Source organism: Pseudomonas sp. TE3728 (assembly GCF_056279145.1).
The window spans coordinates 2643645-2664167 of sequence record NZ_JBWBQT010000001.1 but is presented as its reverse complement, the minus strand read 5'-3'; the positions used below and the strand labels follow the sequence as shown (position 1 = coordinate 2664167).

General features: G+C 60.1%; 19 protein-coding genes. 11 read left to right on the top strand and 8 right to left on the bottom strand.

What is annotated here, in order from left to right:
* Positions 1-9 precede the first annotated feature (9 nt).
* Positions 10-1527 (bottom strand): MDR family MFS transporter, encoded by a 1518-nt coding sequence (locus ACZ89R_RS11355; RefSeq protein ID WP_429545754.1) that lies wholly within the window; start codon positions 1525-1527, stop codon positions 10-12.
* Between the two features lie 78 nt (positions 1528-1605).
* Positions 1606-2799 (bottom strand): 4-hydroxybenzoate 3-monooxygenase, encoded by a 1194-nt coding sequence (pobA, locus tag ACZ89R_RS11350; RefSeq protein ID WP_429545755.1) that lies wholly within the window; start codon positions 2797-2799, stop codon positions 1606-1608.
* 188 nt (positions 2800-2987) lie between these two features.
* Here pobA and ACZ89R_RS11345 point away from each other — a divergent pair, with 188 nt between their 5' ends.
* The gene (locus tag ACZ89R_RS11345; protein WP_123719327.1) at positions 2988-3884 is read left to right on the top strand and encodes a helix-turn-helix domain-containing protein; all 897 of its coding nucleotides are present in this window, start codon (positions 2988-2990) and stop codon (positions 3882-3884) included.
* A 119-nt stretch (positions 3885-4003) separates the two neighbouring features.
* Here the strand turns inward: ACZ89R_RS11345 and ACZ89R_RS11340 are convergent, their stop codons facing one another.
* Together ACZ89R_RS11340 and ACZ89R_RS11335 are read right to left on the bottom strand one after the other, a co-directional pair.
* Positions 4004-4180, bottom strand: coding sequence for a hypothetical protein (locus tag ACZ89R_RS11340; protein ID WP_198537192.1), 177 nt, complete (start codon positions 4178-4180; stop codon positions 4004-4006).
* Positions 4181-4389: 209 nt separating this feature from the next.
* Positions 4390-5295: a LysR family transcriptional regulator gene (locus ACZ89R_RS11335; RefSeq protein WP_429545756.1), complete on the bottom strand. Its 906-nt coding sequence runs from the start codon at positions 5293-5295 to the stop codon at positions 4390-4392.
* 221 nt (positions 5296-5516) lie between these two features.
* Between ACZ89R_RS11335 and ACZ89R_RS11330 the strand changes: the two genes are divergently transcribed.
* Positions 5517-6398, top strand: coding sequence for an MBL fold metallo-hydrolase (locus ACZ89R_RS11330; RefSeq protein WP_429545757.1), 882 nt, complete (start codon positions 5517-5519; stop codon positions 6396-6398).
* Between the two features lie 202 nt (positions 6399-6600).
* Positions 6601-7215, top strand: a complete 615-nt coding sequence (locus ACZ89R_RS11325; protein ID WP_429545758.1) for an NAD(P)-dependent oxidoreductase — start codon at positions 6601-6603, stop codon at positions 7213-7215.
* A gap of 185 nt (positions 7216-7400) precedes the next feature.
* On the opposite strand, the gene ACZ89R_RS11320 is transcribed toward ACZ89R_RS11325, so the two are convergent.
* Entirely contained in the window at positions 7401-8282 is an 882-nt protein-coding gene (locus tag ACZ89R_RS11320) for a LysR substrate-binding domain-containing protein (RefSeq protein ID WP_008069571.1), read from the bottom strand.
* A 159-nt stretch (positions 8283-8441) separates the two neighbouring features.
* On the opposite strand from ACZ89R_RS11320, the gene ACZ89R_RS11315 reads away from it, so the two are divergent.
* The 6 genes from ACZ89R_RS11315 to ACZ89R_RS11290 all read left to right on the top strand — a co-directional run bounded on the left by ACZ89R_RS11315 (position 8442) and on the right by ACZ89R_RS11290 (position 15906).
* On the top strand, positions 8442-10079 hold the full coding sequence (locus ACZ89R_RS11315) for a 5-guanidino-2-oxopentanoate decarboxylase (protein WP_429545759.1): 1638 nt from the start codon (positions 8442-8444) through the stop codon (positions 10077-10079).
* The gene (locus tag ACZ89R_RS11310; RefSeq protein ID WP_429545760.1) at positions 10076-11524 is read left to right on the top strand and encodes an aldehyde dehydrogenase family protein; all 1449 of its coding nucleotides are present in this window, start codon (positions 10076-10078) and stop codon (positions 11522-11524) included. Before ACZ89R_RS11315 ends, ACZ89R_RS11310 begins: the two co-directional genes overlap by 4 nt.
* A gap of 218 nt (positions 11525-11742) precedes the next feature.
* Positions 11743-12846 carry an ABC transporter substrate-binding protein gene (locus tag ACZ89R_RS11305; protein ID WP_008010017.1) on the top strand — a complete coding sequence of 368 codons (1104 nt, stop codon included), beginning with the start codon at positions 11743-11745 and terminating at the stop codon, positions 12844-12846.
* Positions 12847-13078: 232 nt separating this feature from the next.
* A complete protein-coding gene (locus ACZ89R_RS11300) occupies positions 13079-13987 on the top strand; it encodes an ABC transporter permease (RefSeq protein ID WP_008069586.1) in 909 nt (302 codons plus the stop codon).
* A complete protein-coding gene (locus tag ACZ89R_RS11295; RefSeq protein WP_429545761.1) occupies positions 13984-14832 on the top strand; it encodes an ABC transporter permease in 849 nt (282 codons plus the stop codon). Before ACZ89R_RS11300 ends, ACZ89R_RS11295 begins: the two co-directional genes overlap by 4 nt.
* 18 nt (positions 14833-14850) lie before the next feature.
* Positions 14851-15906 (top strand): ABC transporter ATP-binding protein, encoded by a 1056-nt coding sequence (locus tag ACZ89R_RS11290; RefSeq protein WP_008069588.1) that lies wholly within the window; start codon positions 14851-14853, stop codon positions 15904-15906.
* 135 nt (positions 15907-16041) lie between these two features.
* Here the strand turns inward: ACZ89R_RS11290 and ACZ89R_RS11285 are convergent, their stop codons facing one another.
* Positions 16042-16971, bottom strand: a complete 930-nt coding sequence (locus ACZ89R_RS11285; RefSeq protein ID WP_063341346.1) for an AraC family transcriptional regulator — start codon at positions 16969-16971, stop codon at positions 16042-16044.
* Between the two features lie 428 nt (positions 16972-17399).
* On the opposite strand from ACZ89R_RS11285, the gene ACZ89R_RS11280 reads away from it, so the two are divergent.
* Together ACZ89R_RS11280 and ACZ89R_RS11275 are read left to right on the top strand one after the other, a co-directional pair.
* A complete protein-coding gene (locus tag ACZ89R_RS11280; RefSeq protein WP_429545762.1) occupies positions 17400-17753 on the top strand; it encodes a putative quinol monooxygenase in 354 nt (117 codons plus the stop codon).
* Between the two features lie 41 nt (positions 17754-17794).
* The gene (locus tag ACZ89R_RS11275; protein WP_008010028.1) at positions 17795-18025 is read left to right on the top strand and encodes a hypothetical protein; all 231 of its coding nucleotides are present in this window, start codon (positions 17795-17797) and stop codon (positions 18023-18025) included.
* Here the strand turns inward: ACZ89R_RS11275 and ACZ89R_RS11270 are convergent, their stop codons facing one another.
* Together ACZ89R_RS11270 and ACZ89R_RS11265 are read right to left on the bottom strand one after the other, a co-directional pair.
* Positions 18026-18655, bottom strand: a complete 630-nt coding sequence (locus ACZ89R_RS11270) for a flavin reductase family protein (RefSeq protein WP_123500694.1) — start codon at positions 18653-18655, stop codon at positions 18026-18028.
* A 283-nt stretch (positions 18656-18938) separates the two neighbouring features.
* Entirely contained in the window at positions 18939-20258 is a 1320-nt protein-coding gene (locus ACZ89R_RS11265) for an MFS transporter (protein ID WP_123501351.1), read from the bottom strand.
* Positions 20259-20523: the final 265 nt, after the last annotated feature.

Sequence of the window (20523 nt, the reverse complement as noted above, 5' to 3'; positions counted from 1 at the left end):
TCTTTGCTTTTAGCGAACTGTGTCCTCCCGCCCCCGCAACACTCTGTTCGGCATCGCAATCGCCGCCGCCAACCCCAGCAGCGATACCGCCGCGCTGACGATCAATAAATGCCGGAAGGTCAGCAGCAACTCAGCGCGCAAGGCGTCCTGCGCATCCCCCGGCGCGGCGTTCAATCCGTCCAGCAAGACATTCCCCGAACTCCCCTCGGCCATCAGCGAAGAGCCGGCCAGGTGCGCAAAACTCGAATCCTGTAACAACGCCAGCAGCAGCGCCGACATTAACGCCACACCCATTGCGCCGCCCAGAGAGCGGAACAGATTGGTGGTGCTGGTGGCGACGCCGATGTCCCGTTGTTCCACCGAGTTTTGCGTGCCCACCAACGATGTGGGGAACTGCATGCCGCTGGCGATACCGCTAAGCAACATGAACAGACTGCTCAGCACAAACGCCTGAGGCGCACTGAACGCCATGCCGAGAATCGAGAACGGCATCAGCAGGGCGCCAGTCAGGATCATCGGTTTATAGCGACCGCTCACCGAGGTCTGGCGTCCGGCAAAGTACGCGCCTATCGGCAAACCCATGGCCAGCGGCAACAGGTGCAGCGCGGCGCTGTCAGCCCCGGCGCCGGTGACGCTCTGGAAGCGCAGCGGCATCAGCACGATCAAGGAAATCGCCTGGAAACTGGTGAAGAAAATCGTGCACCAGCAAAGAATCGCACTGCGGTTGGCAAACAAGTGCATCGGCAGCAACGGTTCCCGCGCCCGCTGTTCATGCCAGACGAACACCGCCAGCACCACCACCGCACAACCGAGCAAGGCCAATACTTCGGCGCTGCGCCACGAATGGCCCTGGCCGACCTGAGTGATGCCCAGCAACAACGCCGTCAGGCCGATGATCATCAGCAATGTGCCGAAGTAATCGATGATCGGCTTGCGCTGCGGCACGGGCAAACCCACCAGCGTACGGTGGGCCACCCACAAGGCACCCAGGCCCAATGGAAGGTTGATCAGAAATACCCAGCGCCAGGACAGGTATTCGGTCATGTAGCCACCGAGAACCGGGCCGGCCACGCTGGCCACCGCGTACATGCTGCTGAAATAACCCTGATAGCGACCGCGTTCGCGGGGTGGAACGATGTCGCCGATGATTGCCTGGCTCACCGAAATCATCCCGCCGGCGCCGATGCCCTGAAGAATCCGCGCCAGCACCAGTTGCTCCATGCTCTGCGCCATGCCGCAGAACAACGACGCCAGGGTGAACACGCCCATGCCGAACAGCATCAACTTGCGGCGCCCATACAGGTCGCCGAGTTTGCCGTAGATAGGCACCGCCACGGTCATCGCCACCATGTACCCGGAAATCACCCAAGCCAGCAGGCTGACATCCTTGAATTGCGCGGAAATGGCCGGCATCGACACGGCGACGATGGTCTGGTCCAGCGCGCCCAGAAAAATCGCCAGCATCAGGGCGATCAGCACGCTGCGAATGGCCGGTTTGGGCGTTTCAGGCTGGTTGAGATTGGTCACGGGTAAAACCTGCGGACAGTAATGGGCCCGCAGCAGGCAAGGCGAGCGGGATGCTCGCCAGTGTAGATCGGTAGCAGGCTATTCGATAGCCTCGTATGGAAGGCCAACGTAATTTTCGGCGATGGTTTTTCGGCCCGCCTCGGAGTCCACGAAATAGGCCAACTCCGATTCGCTGATGCGCTGGCTGAACGCGTCGTGCTCGTCGAAGCGATGCAACATCGAGGTCATCCACCAGGAAAACCGCTCGGCTTTCCATACCCGCCGCAAGCAAACCTCGGAATACTTCTCCAGCAAATCCACACGGCCTTCGCGGTAAACCTTCAGCAGAATATTGAACAACGTACTGACATCGCTGGCCGCCAGGTTCAGGCCCTTGGCGCCGGTGGGCGGGACGATGTGGGCGGCGTCGCCGACCAGGAACATCCGCCCGTACTGCATCGGCTCGACTACGAAGCTGCGCAGCGGCGCGATGCTTTTTTCGATCGACGGGCCGGTCACCAGCGTGTCGGCGAGGGCGGCAGGCAGACGGGATTTGAGCTCATCCCAGAAGCGTTGGTCAGACCAATCTTCGACTTGATCCTGGGCCGGTACCTGGAGGTAGTAACGGGTACGTGTCGGCGAACGCATGCTGCACAACGCAAAACCACGTTCATGCCGCGCATAGACCAACTCTTCGTGCACCGGCGACGTGTCAGCGAGAATCCCCAACCATCCGAACGGATAAACCCGCTCGAATACCTTCAGGCAGTCGGCAGGGATCGACTGCCGCGCCACGCCATGGAAACCGTCGCAACCGGCGATGTAGTCACAATCGAGTCGATACGTTTCGCCGTCCTTGTCGAAGGTGACGAAGGGTTCAGCGGTTTTCATGCCGTGGGGGACGACATTGCTGGCTTCGTAGATCGTCTGTGCACCGGCGTCCCGACGAGCGGCCATCAGGTCGCGGGTGACCTCGGTCTGGCCATAGATCGTTACGGTTTTGCCGCCCGTCAGCGCCTGCAAATCGATATGTACCCGGCGCCCGTCGAGGGCCAGTTCGAAGCCTGCATGCACCAGCCCTTCGGCATCCATGCGCTGACCCACTCCGGCCTGACGCAACAGCTCTACCATGCCTTGTTCGAGGACACCGGCGCGGATGCGTCCGAGCACGTAGTCCGGGGTCTGGCGTTCGAGGATCAAGGTGTCGATGCCGGCGTTATGCAGCAATTGGCCGAGTAGCAAGCCAGAGGGGCCGGCACCGATGATCGCGACTTGGGTTTTCAGTGTTTTCATTGTTTTCATTGTTTTTATGACTCGCAAGCTCCACACGACCAAGGCCGGTGAATGATTTTTATGGATCGAGTACTTGCATTTTTCACTTGCGAGTCTGTCAATTGAAGGGGAAAACTGAGCCGATACCTGTACATTCTGCCAATCGGTGCGATTATCGCCCCGTTACCCTCGAGGCCTGGATTGAAGTGATGAACAAGCCTGACCTGCCATCGATTCCGGTGTTCAAACTCTATGGTGAAAGCCTGGACTGGCCGACCCCTGACTTGTTGCACTGTGAAACCATTTCCAAACGCAGCCGCGAACATCAATGGGAAATCAAACCCCACCGCCATGCCGATTTGTGTCAGTTACTCTTCGTTTTCAAAGGTCAGGCAGAGCTTGAGATCGAAGGCAAACGCTCACAATTGACTGAGCCGGCGATCCTGATTTTGCCGCCGTTATCGGTGCATGGTTATCGGTTTTCCGAGGACGTCGAAGGTTTCGTCGTCACGCTGGCCGCGCCGCTGATCGCCCACCTGCAAGCACAACTGGGCAATTCGGTGAACGCTCTGGCACAGGCCGAAAGCTACCCGGCGGGCAAGGACAGCGAGTACCTCAACAGCCTGTTTTCAGCACTGCAAAGCGAGTACACCGGCCATCAACCGGCGCGGGAAATGCTCATGCATTCGCTAGTCAGCGTGATTATGGTGTGGATCAGTCGCCAGGTGATTCAGCGCCAAACCGCCACCCAGCGTCCGCAGCGGGCTCGGGAATACCTCAACGGCTTTATTCAGTTGGTGGAAGAGACCTATCGCCAGCACGTCAAGGTCGAGGACCTGGCTCATCGGCTGGGGATTTCCGTGTCCCACCTCAACGGCACGTGCCGTGAACTGGCGGGTCAACCGGCGTTGCAGATCATGCACGAGCGTCAATTGCTGGAGGCCAAGCGCTTGCTGACCTACACCAGCATGACCATTTATGAAATGTCCGACGTGTTGGGGTTTTCCGATCCGACCAACTTCACACGCCTGTTCAGGCGTCGCGTGGGGATTTCGCCCAAAGCCTTTCGCGACCGCTTGAAGGCCGATCAGGACAACGACGCCTGAACCTTGTGGCGAGGGAGCTTGCTCCCGTTGGACTGCGCAGCAGTCCCATTCTTTTTGGGGATAAGGGGGGCCGCTTCGCAGCCCAGCGGGAGCAAGCTCCCTCGCCACAGGTGTGATCGTCACCGGAGGGCGTTGAGGGTCGCGTTGTGGGGAATGCAGCGCTCGAAGTTGCAGCTCGCGAAGTCACGGGGCTGTTGTCGCAACTGCTCGACACGCCAGGCGGCTGTGCCATACAGCGCCAGTGTCGCCGCGCAAGTGATGAAAATGGCGAGGTATCTTCTTGTTTTGATGTTCATGGCGTTGACCTCTGAACGAATACCTTTCGGTACTGCTTTGAGCATAGGTCAGCGCCGGTGAGTTGTGTAGGAGCTGCCGAAGGCTGCGATCTTTTGATCTTGATCTTCTCGCCGCCCCTGAAGATCAAAAGATCGCAGCCTTCGGCAGCTCCTACCGGGTATACGCCGAGCTTTTGTAGGAGCTGGCGAAGCCTGCGATCTTTTGATGTTTAAAGACCTGCATCCCACTCCGGCTCTTCCGGAAATCTGAGCACCAGAAAATCCAGCATGCTGCGCAACGCCGCGGGCATGTGTTTGCGTGAGGCATACACCGCATAGATGTTCAGCTGCCGAGGCTCGGCCTGAGGCAACAGGCGGATCAGTTCGCCGCTGTGGATATGCACGCCGGCCAGGTAACTGGGCAGCATCGTCACGCCGGCCCCGGCCATCGCCGCGCGCAACAGCGTGCTAGCTTCATTGGCGCTGATGTTGCCCTGCACCGGCACCGAGACGGGCTCGCCGTCTTGTTCGAAATGCCAGAGGCTTTTGCCGAAGTAGGAGTGGGTCAGGCAATTGTGCAGGCTCAGGTCTTCGACCCGTTGCGGTGTCGGGTGCTCGCGCAGGTACGCGGGGGAGGCGCAGATCACTGAACGGCAGACCGTCAGGCGTCGGGCGATCAGGTTCGGGTCCAGGTCGTTGCTGGTACGAATCGCCAGATCGATGCGTTCATCCACCAGGTTCACCGTGCGGTCGAGCATTTGCATATCGATGCTGACGCCGGGGTAACGTTTGACGTAAGCCGCCATGGCGTCTGCCAGTTGGGCCTGGCCGAACGAGGTGCTGACGCTGATCCGCAGCAGACCTCGCGGTGCGTCGTCCGGCTCGCTGACGGCGGCTTGCATGTCGGTGGACAACTCGAGCATCTGCCGGCAGCGTGGCAGGATCTCGCTGCCGGCGGTGGTCAGGCTCAATTTGCGCGTGGTGCGGTGCATCAGGCGCGCGCCGACCCAATCCTCCAGCTCCGCCAGATAGCGGGAAACCACCGGCCGTGACAGGTCCAGGTGATCGGCGGCGGCCGATTGGCTGCCCAGGTCCACCACCGTAACGAACACCCGCATTGCTTGTAGACGATCCATGATTTGCCCGCTTTCAGAAACAAACTATGTTCAAGCATCGCATTTTTTGTATCGAACCAGGCAACTAAGCTCTGTCCCCTGTAGGAGCTGACGAGTGAAACGAGGCTGCGATCTTTTGATCTTGCCTTTAAAAGGAAAAGTCACAAGATCGCAGCCTCGTTTCACTCGTCAGCTCCTACAGAGCCATCGGCCAACCCTAGCCATCGACAACGGAGCAACAGATGATCGGCTTCACTTCACTCAAACGCATTCTTCTGGCAACCGCCACGCTCGGCTTCGCGGCCCATGCCGCGGCGGCGTTGACCCTGACGCTGGACGTTTACAACCCAGGCACCAACGCGATCTTCCCGGTGACCTCGGTACTGGTCAGCGGCGAGAGGGAAGCGATTCTGCTGGACGCGCAATTCGGCAAAGCCCAGGCCGAACAAGTGGTGGAAAAAATCCGCGCCAGCGGCAAGCAGCTGACCACCATCTACATCAGCCACGGTGACCCGGATTACTACTTCGGCCTCGACACCGTTATCCAGGCGTTCCCGAAAGCCAAAGTGCTGGCTTCGCAACCAACCGTCGATCACATCAAAAAAACCGTCGACGGCAAACTGGCGTTCTGGGGCCCGAAAATGGGCGCCGACGTGCCGAGCAAAACCATCGTGCCGCAGGTGCTCAAGGGCGACAGCCTGTTGCTGGAAGGGCAGAAATTGCAGGTGATCGGCCTGGACGGCAAGCAGCCTGATCGCAGCTTTGTGTGGATCCCGTCGATCAAGGCTGTGGTCGGAGGTGTGGTGGTCGCTGAAAACATTCACGTATGGATGGCCGACACCCAGACCCCGCAATCCCATGCCGATTGGCTGACGACGCTGCAGGCGATTGAAGCGCTGAAGCCAAACACCATCGTGCCAGGTCACTACCTCGGTGAGAGCGCTCGCTCTCTGGCGGCGGTGCAGTTCACCGCCGATTACATCAAGGCTTTCGACGAAGAAACCGCCAAGGCGAAAGACGCTGCCGAACTGATCGGCGCAATGAACAAACGCTACCCGACCCTGGGCGAAGAAAGCTCACTTGAGCTGAGCGCCAAAGTCGCCAAGGGCGAGATGAAGTGGTAATCCACCGCACCTGAAACTGAATAAGCCTTTGTGGCGAGGGAGCTTGCTCCCGCTCGGCTGCGAGGCAGTCGTAAAACCTGAGCATGCGGTGAGCCTGAAGAAATGCAGGGGAGCGCTTCGCACTCCAGCGGGAGCAAGCTCCCTCGCCACAATGAGCATTGCCACATCACTACAACTACATCACCGCAACTGGAGAAACGTCATGAGCAACATCGCAATCATCGGTGCCACCGGTCGTGCCGGTAGCCAACTGTTGGAAGAAGCTCTGCGTCGCGGTCACAGCGTCACGGCCATCGCCCGCGACACCTCGAAAATCGCCCCGCGAGCCGGTGTCGTGAGCAAAAATGTCGACGTACTCGACGCTGCTGCATTGCAAGCCGCCGTGGCCGGGCATGATGCGGTGATCAGCGCTGCGCACTTCTCCACCATCCCCGCCAGCGCCGTCATCGAGCCAGTGAAGAAGGCCGGGGTCAAGCGTCTGCTGGTGGTCGGCGGTGCCGGCTCGCTGTTGCTGGCGGACGGCTCGCGGGTGATCGACAGCGAAGGCTTCCCCGAGGAATACAAGGCCGAGGCCAGCGCCGGTGCCGCGTTCCTCAATACCCTGCGTCAGGAACAGGATCTGGACTGGACCTTCCTGTCTCCGTCGGCAGAGTTTGTCGAAGGTGAGCGCACGGGTACGTTTCGAATCGGCAAGGATGACTTGCTGGTGAGTGCCCAGGGCCGTAGCTGGATTACCTTTGCTGACTTCGCGATTGCGCTGCTCGATGAAGTGCAAACGCCGAAGCATTCACGGCAGCGGTTTACTGTCGGGTATTAATTCCGGAACACCCTAACGTAGGAGCTGCCGAAGGCTGCGATCTTTTGATCTTTTGATCTTTTGATCTTTTGATCTTTGATTTTCGGCGACTTTGAAAGCGTTAAAGATCAAAAGATCGCAGCCTTCGGCAGCTCCTACAGATCAAAAGATCGCAGGCTTCGCCAGCTCCTACACGGTTGTTCGGTTCAACGCGATTGAGCCTGCTCCACCAACCATCCCATCAATTCGCGCAACTTCGGCGAAGGCGCCGGTTTCTCGGGGAACACCAGGTAATACGCCAACCCGGTTTTCACCTTCAGGTCAAAAGGCATGACCAGCCGTCCGGCACTCAGGTCATCGCCGATCAACGACCAATCGCCAATCGCCACGCCCGTCCCCTGGGACGCCATCGACATCGCCAGATCCAGGGTTTCGAAATGCTGCCCCTTGCCGACATTGCTCAGCCGAATATCCGCGGCTTTCAGCCAGGCGTTCCAGTCCCGTTCATCGCGGGTGGGGTGCAGCAACAAGTGCTGTTGCAGATCGGCCGGTGTCTGCAAGGCCATCGGCCCTTCAAGCATCGGTCGGGAACACACGGGCGTCAGTTGCTCATCGAATAGATGCTGGGAGGCCAGGGAGTTGTCCGGCGGCGCGCCATACATCACCGCCGCATCGAACTGCTCGCGATGAAAATCCACGCCGTGTTTCACCGTGGTGGTCAATTCCACCGGTACATCCGGGCGCTCCTTTTGCCACTGCAACAGGCGTGGCAACAGCCAGCGCATCACGCAGGTCGGGGCTTTCAGTTGCAGGGTTTCGCGCTTCTCGCCGATCTGCTCCACGGCCTCGTCGATCAGGCCGAAAATCTGCTGCACCCGTGGCAGCCATTCCCGTCCTTCGGCGGTCAGGCTCAAGCCCCGCGCCTGGCGAATGAACAGCTCATAACCCAGATGATCTTCCAGCCCGGCGATCTGCCGGCTCACCGCGCCTTGGGTGATGTGCAGTTGTTCGGCGGCCCGGGTGAAGTTGCAGCACTGCGCGGTGATCAGAAAAGTGTGCAGCGCCGGCAGGGGAGGCAATCGTTTCATTGGGATCCAAGGTATGACGTGAGGACATGGCTAGTATGACTTTTTATCCATTGTTGCGGCTACGTGTCGCCCGTTCCAATGAGGCCATCCCTGGACCTGCCAACCCATCATAAACACTGCGCAGGCCCGGCGTCTCAAACGAACAAAAAGGGCAAAGACATGGCGACGTGCGGCGAAGTATTGGTCAAGTTACTCGAAGACTACGGGGTCGAGCAGGTGTTCGGCATTCCCGGGGTGCACACCGTGGAGCTGTATCGCGGGCTGGCCCGTTCGAGCATCAACCACGTCACTCCGCGTCACGAACAGGGCGCCGGTTTCATGGCCGACGGTTACGCTCGCACCAGCGGCAAACCGGGCGTGTGCTTCATCATCACCGGCCCTGGCATGACCAACATCACCACCGCCATGGGCCAGGCTTACGCCGACTCGATCCCGATGCTGGTGATTTCCAGCGTGCAATCGCGCAGCCAACTGGGCGGCGGTCGCGGCAAGTTGCATGAACTGCCGAACCAAAGCGCACTGGTCGGCGGCGTGGCAGCGTTCTCTCACACCTTGATGTCGGCGGCTGAATTGCCGGGCGTGTTGGCCCGCGCCTTCGCGCTGTTCCAGGCTGGCCGTCCGCGTCCGGTGCACATCGAAATTCCGTTGGACGTATTGGTCGAAGAGGCCGATGACTTGCTCGCCAGCGTGCCGGTGAACATCGACCGAGCCGGTGCTTCGCCCAGCGCGATCAGCCGCATGACCGACTTGCTGGCCGGTGCCAAGCGCCCGTTGATTCTCGCCGGTGGCGGCGCCATCGATGCCGCGGCCGAATTGACCGAACTGGCCGAACTGCTGGACGCGCCAGTGGCCCTGACCATCAATGCCAAGGGCATGCTCGAATCCCGCCACCCTCTGCTGATCGGTTCGACCCAAAGCCTGGTAGCCACTCGCGCGCTGGTCGCCGAGGCCGACGTGGTGCTGGCCATCGGCACCGAACTGGCCGAAACCGATTACGACATCACCTTCGCCGGCGGCTTCGAAATTCCCGGCGTGCTGCTGCGCGTGGACATCGACCCCGACCAGACCGTGCGTAATTACCCGCCGACAGTCGCGTTGGTGGCCGACTCGCGCAACGCCGCTCAGGCCTTGCTGAGTGCGCTGTCCCACAAGTCGCTGGCCGAGCGTCGCAACGATTGGGGCCAGGTGCGTGCCGCGCGTTTGCGCGATGAATTGGCCGCATCCTGGGACGTCCCGACGCTGGCCCAGACTCGCTTCCTGGAAACCGTTTTGCACGAATTACCAAACGCGGTATTCGTCGGCGATTCGACCCAACCGGTGTACACCGGCAACCTGACCTTCAACCCGGAGCGCCCCCGTCGCTGGTTCAACTCGTCCACTGGTTACGGCACCCTTGGTTACGCCTTGCCGGCGGCGATTGGCGCCTGGCTCGGTGGCCGCGTCGAAGGCGGCGCACGCCCTCCGGTGGTGTGCCTGATCGGCGACGGTGGCCTGCAATTCACTTTGCCGGAATTGGCCAGTGCGGTGGAAGCACGCACCCCGGTGATCGTCCTGCTGTGGAATAACCAGGGCTACGAAGAGATCAAGAAATACATGGTCAACCGCGACATCGAGCCGGTGGGCGTGGACATCTACACCCCGGACTTCATCGGCGTTGCCAAGGCCCTGGGCTGTGCAGCCGAAGCAGTCAGCAGTGTTGACGGATTGCGTGATGCATTGCGCCTTGCCACCGATCGCCAGGGCCCGACCCTGATTGAAATTGACCAGACCCAGTGGATGAAGGCGGTGTCGCAATGAGTTTTCCAACTACTTTGGATGGCCTGTACATCAACGGCCAATGGGCCGCCGGCCACGAACACTTGCGCGTGATCAACCCAGCGACCGAAGCCCTGTTGACCACCGTTAATGGTGGCGATGCACACGCTGTCGATCAGGCCGTCACAGCCGCGACCCATGCTTTCAAGGAATGGTCAAAAAACACCGGCGCCGAGCGCGGGGCGATCCTGCGCAGAATCGCCGCGGGCGTGCAGGCCGGTCGCGAGCAGTTGATGAAGTTGCAGTCGAGCAACAACGGTAAACCACTGTTCGAAGCGGCCATCGACGTCGACGACGTGATTGCCACCTTCGAGTATTACGCCGAGCTGGCCGAAGGCCTGGACGCGAAGCAAGACAGCGCCGTGGTATTGCCGAGCGATGATTTCAGCGCCCGTTTGCGCCGCGAACCGTGCGGTGTGGTGGGGCTGATCGTGCCGTGGAATTTCCCGATGGTTACCACCGCCTGGAAACTCGCCCCAGCCCTGGCCGCCGGTTGCTGCGTGGTGCTTAAACCGTCGGAAGTGACGCCGCTGCCGGAGCTGGAACTGGCGACGATCATTGCCGAAGCCGGTCTGCCAAACGGTGTGTTCAATCTGGTCTGCGGCACCGGCCTGGCCGTCGGCGCACCGCTGTCGGCTGATCCGCGCATCGCCAAGATTTCCTTCACCGGCAGCAACGCGGTGGGCGTGCAGGTGATGCAGCGAGCGGCAGAAACCGTGAAGGGTGTGAGCCTGGAACTAGGCGGCAAATCTTCGCTGCTGGTACTCGCCGATGCCGACATCGAACTGGCCGTGGAAGTGGCCTGTGGCGGTGGTTTCTTCAACGCCGGGCAAATGTGTTCCGCCACCAGCCGTGTGCTGGTTGCCGATGAGCTGGCGGAAGAATTTGTAGCGCGATTGAAGGCGCGCGCCGAAGCCATTCGCGTGGCCGACCCGTTCGATCCGAACGTGGAAATGGGCGCACTGGTCAATCAGGCGCAATACCAACGTGTGCTGGGCCACATCGATCGCGGTTTGAGCGCTGGCGCAAAGCTGATCTGCGGCGGTAATCGCCCGGCGGATCTGTCACGCGGCTATTTTTTGCAGCCGACCCTTTTCATCGACGTGCCCCTCGACAGTGCGCTGTGGTGCGAAGAGATTTTCGGCCCAGTGATCTGCGTACGCAGTTTCAACTCTGAAGCCGAGGCGATTGCCCTGGCCAACGACAGCCAGTTTGGCCTGGTGGCCAGCGTGGTTACGCGCGACGCCGAAGCGGCCGATCGGGTCGCCAACGCTTTGCAGGCGGGGCTTGTGTGGATCAACGCGCCGCAAGTGATCTTCCCGCAGACCGCCTGGGGTGGCTACAAACAGAGCAGCATCGGCCGCGAATTGGGGCCGTGGGGTTTGCAGGCTTTCCAGGAAATCAAACACGTGATTCGGGCCGTCTGAAGGCACAAAAAAAGGCCGTGCATGCCTCGCGATGAGGCATGCGCCAGCGTCATGGCTTCAATGAGTTTTTATCGATAGTCAGGTGTTTTGCACGACCTCAGGATGAACCCGCCGGTGCAGCTCAAGTCCTTTGAAACCGGGGACTGTAAGCCGATCTGGCCGCGCGGATGCAACGGTTGCGACCAACCTCATACTTAAAAAAACAAAGGGAGTCCTTCATGGGCGAGCACGATCTGAACAGACGTCAATTCATCAAAACCGTGGGCGTGGCGTCTGTGGCTGCGGCGGCCATGAGCATGCCGTTCATCAAGGCCAATGCCAGCGACACACGCTTCCAGGGCAAGACCCTGCGCTTGCTGACCTGGTCCGATGACACCGGCCTTGCGGCACTGCGCAACATCGCGGCAACCTTCGAAGCCAAGTACGGCTGCAAGGTCATCGCCGACCGCACCGGCAGCACCTCGGAAATGGTCGCCAAACTCAAGGCCGGCGGTGATCGTCCGCAGTACGACATCATCACGCTGGCCGGCGTCGGCGCCGAAGGTCTGGCCGCCGCCAACCTGCTGGAAAAACCCGATCTCAACCGTATCCCCAACCTGATCGACGTGCCGGAGCAATACCGCACCGGCGCCAACGGTCACGGCATCGGCTACCTGCTGTGGTGCAACAGCCTGGTCTACAGCACCCGCACCATCAAAGAAGCGCCGGACAGCTATGCCGCCCTGTGGGACGCGGAACTGTCGCCGAACATCTTCCTGCCGCCGCCGAACTGGACCGAGGCCATGGACCTGATCATCATCGCCGCCAAACTGGCCGGTGGTGACGAACACAACATCGAGCCAGGCTTCAAGAAACTCGCCGAGCTGAAAGATCGCGTCGTGACCCTGGGCGAAAACCCGAACCAGATCGCCGAGCTGTTCCGCACCGGTTCCTTGGACATGGGTGGCCTGTATGCGCCGGCGTTTTTCCCGAAACAGATTCGCGATCCGGCCTACGGCCTGGGCGCCACGTTCGGCATGAAGGAAGGCTTCTACACCGACCTGATGCTGTCGGTGATGCCGAAGAATCGTCCGGGCGATACCGACCTGGCCTACGCCTTCATCAACCACTCTCTGGACCCACTGGTGCAGGGCAAGATGGCCGAAGACATCTACAACGGCCCGGTCAACGCCAAGGCGATCATCTCCGCCGAAGCGCGCAAGAGCCCGTACATCCTCACGCCGGAGCAGATTGCCGAGAAGGCGATCATGCACGACAACGCCTTTCTGGCCACCGTGCATGACCAATGGATTCGTCGTTACACGGAAATCTTTTCTTCCTGATCTGAATGGCGGGGAGGTTCTTCGAACCTCATCGCGGCACAGGTGTGACGGCTGCCCGGATCTCCCTGTAGGAGCTGCCGAAGGCTGCGATCTTTTGATCTTGATCTTTTTCTGGGGCCGATGAAGATCAACATCAAGATCAAAAGATCGCAGCCTTCGGCAGCTCCTACAGGGGATCGGGTTAATACCTGCATTCTTGCGCCAATGATCTTCCATTGACGAGACCCTTGCTATGGAACACCAACCTCTGACCCACCCGGTAAGCGCCGCACCCGTGCGCGTCAACCGGGGTGTCTCACCGACGGCGCGCGCCTGGCTTTTTCTCTCGCCGTCGATGCTGTTTCTCGGCGTGCTGATTGCCGCCAGCCTTTTGGTGCTGCGCATGAGCGTCGGCACCAAAGGCGCGGAGTGGTCCGGCTTCAGCCTGGCCAGTTACGCCCAATTGCTGGAACCCTATTACCTCAAATCGTTGCTGCTGACGTTGCGCCTGGCGCTGATCAGCGCGGTGATTGCGGTGCTGCTGGCGATCCCGGTGGCCTACACCATGTCGCGGTTGACCTCACCGTTTGTACGGCGGATCTTCCTCGCGGCGGTGCTGCTGCCATTGCTGGTCAACCTGCTGCTGCAAAGCTACGGCTGGCTGGTGATTCTCGGCCCCGGCGGCATGCTCAATCAGGCGCTGATGGGCCTGGGCCTGATCAAGCGGCCGATCATGCTGCTGTACAACCAGAACGGCGTGTTGATGGGCCTGGTGCAAACCGCGTTCCCGTTGGCCGTGCTGCCGATTGCCAGCGCCATGCGCGGCGTCGCCCGCACGTACGAAGAGGCCGCAGCAACCCTTGGCGCCAGTCGCTTGCAGGTGTTCCGCCAGGTGGTGTTGCCGATGAGTTTGCCGGGGATCATTACTGGCGCGACGCTGGTGTTCGCCTACAACGCCAGCAGCTTCGTGGTGCCGCTGCTGCTTGGTGGTCGACGCGTGCCGATGCTGGCGGTGATGGTGCATGACCAGATCGCCCCGCTGATGAACTGGCCCGCCGCGTCGGCTGCCGGTGTGGTGCTGATCGTTACCACCCTGGCGATCATGACCTTGTCCGAATACATAACCGGCCGTCGTCGGCGCATGCTGGAGGCTTCCCAATGAGCACCCTGATCAAGAAGCGCCATTCGCTGCTGCCAGGCGATACCGGCAAGTTCGCCGGCATCCTGTCAGGCTTCATTTTGCTGCTGGCGGTGCTGCCGATCCTGACCATGATTGTCATGTCGTTCAGCGGTGCGTCGAACCTCGACTTCCCGCCCAGCAGCTATAGCCTGCAATGGTACAAAGCCGCCTGGAACACCTTCGTGTCGCCGGATTCCAGCGATGTGCTGAGCCTTGGCAAAGCCATGACTACCAGCCTGATGGTGGCCTGCCTGACCATGATTTTCGCCACGATTATCGCGGTGCCGGCAGCCTATGCTCTGACCCGTTGCGAGTTCCGCGGCAAGGCCGTGGCGCTGCAATTGATGTCGCTGCCCCTGGTGTTCCCGATGGTGGTGTTGGGCCTGGCCTTGCTGTTGGTGTTCGACAGCCTGCCGTTCCACATCACCACCTCGCGGCTGGTGATTGCCCACGTGATTCTGGCGCTGCCGTTTGTGGTGAAAAACTGCACCGCAGCGATGCTCTCCATCGGCAGCGAAGTCGAAGAGGCCGCGCAGATGCTCGGCGCTTCACCGCTGCGAGCGATTGTCGATGTGGTGGTGCCGCTGATGAAGTCGGGGATTCTGGCGGGCATGCTGCTGGCGTTCATCGTCTCGTTCAACGAATTCACCGTGACCTATTTCCTCTACACCATCGACGTCATGACCGTGCCGATCTGGATGTACAGCCGCACTGTGTCTTCGCTCGACCCTACCGTTTTCTCGTTTGCCGTGCTGATCGTGCTGATCGACATCGTGCTCATCTGGGCGCTGGAAAAGTTGGTTGGCGAAGGCGGCGTTTCGTTCTGATTTCTTGAGGTGATTCAAATGACTGGTCTGATTCTGGAAAACGTCGAGAAACATTACGGCTCGGCCTGCGCAGTAAAGGATGTGAACCTGCATTTGCCCGAGGGCAAACTGGTGTGTTTCCTCGGCCCTTCGGGCTGCGGCAAAACTACTTTGCTGCGGATGATTGCCGGGCTGGAAACCCTGACCGGTGGCGAGATTCGCCTGGACGGTGAAGACATCGGCCATACGCCGGCGCATCAGCGTAATTTCGGCATGGTGTTTCAATCGCTGGCGCTGTTCCCGCACATGACAGTGGGGGAGAACATTGCCTATCCGTTGAAACTGCGCGGGGTCAGCAAGGCTGATCAGCAGGCGCGGGTGGTGGAGTTGCTGGAGCTGATTCAGCTGCAGGAAATGATTGATCGCCCGGTGGCGAAACTCTCTGGCGGGCAACGTCAGCGCGTGGCGATTGCCCGGGCGATTGCCTCGCGGCCGAAAATCCTCCTGCTCGATGAACCGCTGTCGGCGCTGGACGCCAAGCTGCGCGAATCGATGCAGGTGGAAATCCGTCAGCTGCAACAGCGTTTGAACATCACCACCATCATGGTCACCCACGACCAGCGCGAAGCCATGACCATGGCCGATATCGTGGTGGTGCTGGGTGAGCATCGGGTGCAGCAGGTGGGCTCGCCGATTGAAATCTACCGGCATCCGGCCAATGAATTCGTCGCGGATTTTATTGGTTCGGGAAACATTTTCCCGGCCACGGCGCTGGGCAACGGCAAAGTCAGCTTGCCGGGCGGCGATGCGCTGCAAGTGCCAATCTGCAGCAGCATTGTGGTGGGGGAGAAGGTGAAAATGCTGATCCGCCCGGAAGACCTGCAACTGTCGCAACCCCAGGCCACGGCGGGCAATCGCTTGCTCGGGAAGGTGACGTTTGTGCGGGATATCGGGGCGACGATTGAAACGACTGTTGAGTGTTCCGGGGTGTCGTTTACCGCGTTGAGCACGCCGTGTCAGGGGGTTGGGTTGAGCATTGGCAATCCGGTGTCGGTGACCTTGCCGGCTGAGGCGTGCCGCGTGTTGAGCGCCTGACTTACTGGCCCCATCGCGAGCAGGCTCGCTCCCACATTGGATCTCCTGTGAACACTGGATTTGTGAACACCACAGATCCACTGTGGGAGCGAGCCTGCTCGCGATGAGGCCGGCACAAACAACACAAAAATCTGCTCAAACCGACAACCGCAACCGCGCCAAATCCCGCAGCGGCGGCGCGCCAAACAATCGGCTGTACTCACGGCTGAACTGCGAAGGGCTTTCATAGCCCACCCGATAACCCGCCGCCGAAGCTTCCAGCCCTTCGGCCAGCATCAACCGCCGCGCCTCCTGCAGGCGTAACTGCTTCTGATATTGCAGCGGACTCATCGCCGTCATCGCCTTGAACCGGTGATGCAATGTCGACACGCTCAGGTTTACTTCCCGCGCCAGATCATCGATGCGCAGCGGTTGCTCATAATTGCCGTTGAGCCATTTGATCGCCTGGCTGATGCGATGGCTCTGGCTGTTGGCGATGGCAATCTCGTACAGCCGATGCCCCTGCTGGCTGCGCAACAGCCGATACAGAATCTCCCGACGAATCAGCGGCGCCAGCATGGCGATGTCTTTGGGTGTGTCCAGCAAACGTGCCAGACGCAGCACGGCATCGAGCATTGCCGTGTCGATCTGCTCGACATACAGGCCGCGACCAGTAGGCCGTGTGGGGACGCCGATGGGGCCGGCGTCGGCAATCAGCGCGGTGATTTCTGCGGGGTCGATGTCCAGCCGCACGGCGAGGATCGGTTCTTCGGGCGAGACATTCACCACTCGCCCGCTCAAAGGCATCGAGACCGACACCACCAGGTAATTCAGCGGGTCGTAGTTGAAGTATTCATCCGCCAGCCGCACTTCCTTGCGCCCCTGGGCCATGATGCACAGGGCCGGTTGCGCCAGCACTGGGGCGAAGTCATGGTTTTGACTGTGGCGCGACATGAACAGCGAACCGACGGCGGTGGCATAAGTGCCATCCTCCATCGTATTGCGGCGGATGAGGGCGGCCAGTTCCGCGCGCTGTTTTTCCATGTCGGCGGCAAGCGGGGCTTGAAAATGATCGAGCGACGACATGCTGGGCATCCTCGGTGACGCGTTGGTAATGGGCTGAGCTTAAATTTGTGCAAGGGACAGCGGTAGACACATCCTGCCAAAAGCTTGCCTGATTCTGCACGGGGCTTCATATATCGCCCCGTCATGACGTGACGCAGATGGGCAACGGCTGACGCAAACCTCCCCCTGTAGGCGCTGCCGAAGGCTGCGATCTCTAGATCTTGAAAACAGAAGTCAAAAGATCGCAGCCTTCGGCAGCGCCTACACAAAGCTCGTGTGACAGTGATGTGACGGGTTTTGCCGGTTGTTACAGGTGTTGAGCCAAGTCTCGCAGGATTGTGCAATGCGTCGGCAGGAATCGACTAACGACGACCAGGGCGCGCCGCCTAATCTTGGATCCTGTCGCAGCCCGTCCCCGGCTGCCACTGGATGACCTGGGAGGGTTGAACATGTCTACGCAAATCCCCGTCAGTCATATGGCCTTCATTCGCGCCCGCGCCGGGCGTTCGGCAGAACTCGGTGCGCGCCTGAGCGCCCTGATTGAGCCGTCGCGCAACGCGCCGGGTTGCCTGAGCTTTGCCCTGCAGCACTCGCAATGCGATCCGGAGCTGTGGCTGGTGTCCGGTTTCTGGGTCAACCAACAGTCCATGACCGCTTACTTCGGCAGCCCGGCGATGCAGATTTTTGCCGAGCTGGTGCAGGAACTGGTGGTCAATAGCCTGGATTTTCATACCTTCAAGGATGTCTCGGCGGCCCAGGCCCTTGGCCAGTCCCAGGCAGCGGTACACAAACTCGCCGGTTGAGGGTTTAATGGCGCAATTCTCCATTAGCCAGGATCCGCGACATGGCACGCAAAGCCTTTGAACACTTCGAAGCCGTTTCAGCAGTAGTACCGGGCGAGGGCGGTTACCACGCCGCGATTGCCGTCAAAGCCCTCGGCGGTTCCGGTGCCCCGACTTTTCACAAAGTGCTGGAAGGCCAGACCTTCAAGACCGCTCATGAAGCCGACGAGGCCGCGGCCAAAGAGCTGACCCGCCTCAAAGACGTTAAAGAAGACGCCGACCTGCTCTGGTAATTACTTGACTGCCCCCGGGCGGAACATCTTGAACAATGCCTCTGGCCCCAGCTGAAAGTAATCCGCCGGCCCGCCGCCGCGCAGAATCGGTTCTGCCGCGGCGGTGTCGTACACCCCATCCTTCAATAGCCATTTGGCGATGTGCACGGCGACCACTTCGCCGAGAATCAGCCAGCTCGGCACCACTTCCTTGTTGGCGCGCTGCAACTGAATGATCTGCGTGACCTTGCACTCGAAGGACACTGGGCTTTCGGCAACCCGTGGCACCTGAATGATTTTCGACGCCGCAGTGGTCAGCCCGGACAGTTCGAATTCATCGACCTGCGGCCCGACCATGGCGCAGCTCTGGTTCATCTGCTCGGCCAGCGGCCGGGTCGCCAGGTTCCAGGCGAATTCGCCGGTCTGCTCGATGTTGTTCAGGCTGTCTTTACGCCCGACGCTGGAAAAACCAATGATCGGCGGAATGTAGTTGAAGGCGTTGAAGAAGCTGTAGGGCGCCAGATTCAAGCAGCCGTTGGCGTCCTGGGAAGAAATCCAGCCGATAGGGCGTGGGCCGACGATGGCATTGAACGGGTCATGCGGCAGGCCGTGGCCGTTGGCGGGTTCGTAGAAATGGATATCGTCGGGCATACAGTGAATTCCTGGGGATCTCGGGAGAGGGCCATGGTGCAAGGGCCTGCGACATAATTCCAGTCGATCTTCGATCAATGTGGGAGCGAGCCTGCTCGCGATGACTGCTTAACATTCGATAAAGATTTCGACTGTTACACCGCCATCGCGAGCAGGCTCGCTCCCACAGGGTTTTGTGTTGATTCCGGTATTTGTGCTCGCAGCCGATCGCTTCTACGGGGGCTGGCGCCAAATGAAAAGGGGCAGACCGTTGCCGGATCTGCCCCTTTTTGTATGAGTGGACTCAGTCCGTCTCGATCCGCGAATGTTTGCGGGTGTCTTTCATGGTGATGTACACCAGCAACGACACCGCGATGCACGCCGTGACATACCAGTAGTAACCGGTTTCCATGCCGATGCTCTTGAACCACAGCGCGATGTATTCAGCGGTACCGCCGAAGATCGACACGGTCAGCGCGTACGGCAAACCGACGCCCAGCGCACGGATCTCGGTGGGGAACAGTTCAGCTTTGACCACCGCGTTGATCGAGGTATAGCCGCTGACGATGATCAGCGCCGCCATGATCAGGAAGAATGCGCCCCACCAGGTCTGGACAGTGTGCAGGGTGGTCAGGATCGGCACGGTGAACAACGTCCCGAGGATACCGAAGGCAATCAGAATCGGCCGGCGACCGACTTTATCCGACAGCCCGCCAACGATTGGTTGCAGGCACATGAACAGAAACAGCGTGGCTGCCGAGATGCTGGTGGAGTCGGTGATGCTCATGCCGACGGTGTTCACCAGGTATTTCTGCATGTAGGTGGTGTAGGTGTAGAACGCCAGGGTGCCGCCCATGGTCAGGCCGACCACGGTCATCAGTTCCTTCGGGTGGCGCATCAAGGTGCGCATCGCGCTTTCCTTGGCCTTCTCTTTCTTGGTGAACGACTCGGTTTCTTCCATACCACGACGCAGGTACAGCGCGACCACGGCACACAGCGCACCGATGGCGAACGGGATGCGCCAGCCCCAGGCGTAGAGTTGCTCGGTGGTCAGGGTCTGTTGCAACACAATCAGCACCGCCAGGGCGATGAGTTGGCCGGAGATCAGGGTCACGTACTGGAAGCTGGAATAGAAGCCGCGACGCTCCTTGGTCGCCATCTCGCTGAGATACGTCGCCGAGGTGCCGTACTCACCCCCAACCGACAAGCCCTGCAGCAGGCGAGCGAACACCAGCAGGATCGGCGCACCGATACCGATGGTTTCATAATTGGGGCTCAAGGCGATCAGCAGCGAGCCGAAACACATCAGATACACCGAGGCCATCAACGCACGTTTACGACCGGCGCGGTCCGCGTAGAGGCCCATCAGCCAGCCACCGATCGGACGCATCAGGAAGCCCACGGCGAAGATTGCAGCGGTGTTCATCAGCTGTGCGGTGGAGGAACCGGCGGGGAAGAAGGTTTTGGCGAAGTACAGGGAGAAGGCGGCGTAGACGTACCAGTCGTACCACTCAACCATGTTGCCGACAGAACCGCTGAAGATCGATTTGATCCGGCTGGCGGTGGTTCTTTCTTTAGCCGGCGCGGCAGCCGACCCAAGGGGCAGGGTGTTGGAGTTATCCATTGAAGGATCCTCGTTTAATTGTTTTTGTGGAGCGCGTTAAAACGCAGCCTGCTGGAGCTATAGCAGGAGATGTGCCAAGGGGAGGAGGGCCGGTTTAGAGGGGTTTTCCAGTTTGAGTGAGCGGAAATCCGCTTATTCTGAGCTTGGTGTGAGCGGAAAATCGCCGAAAGATCAAAAGATCGCAGCCTTCGGCAGCTCCTGCATTGGGATGGTGTACACCCTGTAGGAGCTGCCGAAGGCTGCGATCTTTTGATCTTGACGGTCC

Excerpts from the sequence above, each read along its gene's own strand:
- pobA (WP_429545755.1), bottom strand. The coding sequence starts at position 2,799 with ATGAAAACACTGAAAACCCAAGTCGCGATCATCGGTGCCGGCCCCTCT.
- ACZ89R_RS11345 (WP_123719327.1), top strand. The coding sequence starts at position 2,988 with ATGAACAAGCCTGACCTGCCATCGATTCCGGTGTTCAAACTCTATGGT.
- ACZ89R_RS11340 (WP_198537192.1), bottom strand. The coding sequence starts at position 4,180 with ATGAACATCAAAACAAGAAGATACCTCGCCATTTTCATCACTTGCGCG.
- ACZ89R_RS11335 (WP_429545756.1), bottom strand. The coding sequence starts at position 5,295 with ATGGATCGTCTACAAGCAATGCGGGTGTTCGTTACGGTGGTGGACCTG.
- ACZ89R_RS11330 (WP_429545757.1), top strand. The coding sequence starts at position 5,517 with ATGATCGGCTTCACTTCACTCAAACGCATTCTTCTGGCAACCGCCACG.
- ACZ89R_RS11325 (WP_429545758.1), top strand. The coding sequence starts at position 6,601 with ATGAGCAACATCGCAATCATCGGTGCCACCGGTCGTGCCGGTAGCCAA.
- ACZ89R_RS11320 (WP_008069571.1), bottom strand. The coding sequence starts at position 8,282 with ATGAAACGATTGCCTCCCCTGCCGGCGCTGCACACTTTTCTGATCACC.
- ACZ89R_RS11315 (WP_429545759.1), top strand. The coding sequence starts at position 8,442 with ATGGCGACGTGCGGCGAAGTATTGGTCAAGTTACTCGAAGACTACGGG.
- ACZ89R_RS11310 (WP_429545760.1), top strand. The coding sequence starts at position 10,076 with ATGAGTTTTCCAACTACTTTGGATGGCCTGTACATCAACGGCCAATGG.
- ACZ89R_RS11305 (WP_008010017.1), top strand. The coding sequence starts at position 11,743 with ATGGGCGAGCACGATCTGAACAGACGTCAATTCATCAAAACCGTGGGC.
- ACZ89R_RS11300 (WP_008069586.1), top strand. The coding sequence starts at position 13,079 with ATGGAACACCAACCTCTGACCCACCCGGTAAGCGCCGCACCCGTGCGC.
- ACZ89R_RS11295 (WP_429545761.1), top strand. The coding sequence starts at position 13,984 with ATGAGCACCCTGATCAAGAAGCGCCATTCGCTGCTGCCAGGCGATACC.
- ACZ89R_RS11290 (WP_008069588.1), top strand. The coding sequence starts at position 14,851 with ATGACTGGTCTGATTCTGGAAAACGTCGAGAAACATTACGGCTCGGCC.
- ACZ89R_RS11285 (WP_063341346.1), bottom strand. The coding sequence starts at position 16,971 with ATGTCGTCGCTCGATCATTTTCAAGCCCCGCTTGCCGCCGACATGGAA.
- ACZ89R_RS11280 (WP_429545762.1), top strand. The coding sequence starts at position 17,400 with ATGTCTACGCAAATCCCCGTCAGTCATATGGCCTTCATTCGCGCCCGC.
- ACZ89R_RS11275 (WP_008010028.1), top strand. The coding sequence starts at position 17,795 with ATGGCACGCAAAGCCTTTGAACACTTCGAAGCCGTTTCAGCAGTAGTA.
- ACZ89R_RS11270 (WP_123500694.1), bottom strand. The coding sequence starts at position 18,655 with ATGCCCGACGATATCCATTTCTACGAACCCGCCAACGGCCACGGCCTG.
- ACZ89R_RS11265 (WP_123501351.1), bottom strand. The coding sequence starts at position 20,258 with ATGGATAACTCCAACACCCTGCCCCTTGGGTCGGCTGCCGCGCCGGCT.